Annotated in this window: 1 protein-coding gene; it reads left to right on the top strand. The window is 34.6% G+C overall.

What is annotated here, in order from left to right:
• Positions 1 to 31 precede the first annotated feature (31 nt).
• Positions 32 to 952, top strand: a 921-nt coding sequence (locus U2P91_RS17930) for an outer membrane beta-barrel family protein (RefSeq protein ID WP_322520107.1), incomplete at its 3' end; no start/stop codon positions are given.

The following is a 952-nucleotide window of genomic DNA, read 5'->3' as shown; positions in this document are numbered from 1 at the left end:
TCGTATGCCGTCTTCTGGTTGAAAAAAAAAAATAAATCAAAACTCAAATCAGGAAAACTACAAAACACAAGATCAAATTAAGGATGGTACAGTGGCAAGCTATTTTACGGTAGAAAAAGACTTTAACCAATTCAAACTGCAAGGAGGTTTGCGTTTTGAATACACCAATACAGACATTCGTTCGGATGAAAAAACCGTATTGGATTCGACTTATGGCAATTGGTTTCCTACGTTATTGGTGAATCGAAAATTCTCTGAGAAACTGGATGTGACATTGAGCTACGCTAAAAAAATTGATCGCCCCAATTTTAATGAATTGAGTACTGATATTACCTATTTCGATTCTCTCTCCTATAGTGTTGGAAATCCTGAGATAAAACCTAGCCTCAGTCACAATATCGATTTCACTTTGGGTCTATTTCGGGTTATTTCAGTAAATATAGGATACAGATATGAGAAAAACGCTCGAATACTAAGCGCACTTACTTCCGAATCAAATCCAGACATCGTAAAATATACACCTGTAAACATTAATAAGGCTCAATATTTTTCGGCAAACATAGATTACAATTACTCCCTAAAAAAATTCACCAGCACCATTAGTTTAGGTGGAGAAAAACCAATGATGGAAATTCCATATTTAAACACAGCTCGAAAAATAAGAAAAGCATCGTGGTATTTTCAAACGAATAACGACTACTCCATTACTGATAAAACCAGTGTTTTCGCCAACTTTTCATTCAGCAGCAACAGTGAAGAGTTAATGACTTATTATGACAGAACATATAAATTATCTCTGGGGTTTAACACTTCGTTTTTTGAGAAAAAACTACAATTATCACTCTTGGCTAATGATATTTTAAACTCATCGGACAATGCGTGGGAAGACAGATACGATAATATTATAGCAGGATCAATTCCTGACCATGACAACACGTTTTTTTTTTTCACA

Origin of the sequence: Acetobacterium sp. K1/6 (assembly GCF_034438075.1) — a bacterium.
Taxonomy (GTDB): domain Bacteria; phylum Bacillota; class Clostridia; order Eubacteriales; family Eubacteriaceae; genus Acetobacterium; species Acetobacterium carbinolicum.
Note: the sequence above shows the minus strand (reverse complement) of the source record. Positions and strands in the feature narration are given on the sequence as shown.